This is a genomic window from Mesorhizobium sp. M2E.F.Ca.ET.219.01.1.1 (assembly GCF_004016445.2).
Taxonomy (GTDB): Bacteria; Pseudomonadota; Alphaproteobacteria; order Rhizobiales; family Rhizobiaceae; genus Mesorhizobium.
In genome coordinates this window covers 1-353 of sequence record NZ_SADT02000119.1, presented here as the reverse complement: position 1 = coordinate 353, position 353 = coordinate 1, and the positions used below count along the sequence as shown (strand labels likewise).

Below are 353 nucleotides of genomic sequence, written 5' to 3'. Positions count from 1 at the left end.
TCTTGCCATAGCCGTCACCGGCACCTTGCTGTTGACCGACGTCAGATGGTCAAGCGACCCGATCGGGCTGTTCTGGGCTTTCCTCAACGGCGCGCTCTTTGTCGGCTACATCATGCTTGGCCACCGTGTCGCGCGCGCGGGCGCCGGTGACGGCATAGCCGGCCTGGGTGCCACCATGGCGGTCGCCTTCGTCGTCGTGCTGCCGATCGGCTTCACCGACGCGCTGCCCGCCTTTTTCTCGCCGCCGCTGCTCATTGCCGCCGTCGGCGTCGGCATCTGTTCCTCGGTCATACCCTATGCCTGCGATCAACTCGCCATGGCGCGGTTGCCGCGCTCGAGTTTCGCGCTGATGC

1 pseudogene is annotated in these 353 nt (G+C 66.0%); it reads left to right on the top strand.

Annotation, left to right across the window (positions count from 1 at the left end):
* Positions 1-353 (top strand): annotated as a pseudogene (locus EN862_RS35185) (EamA family transporter); the annotation flags it as partial.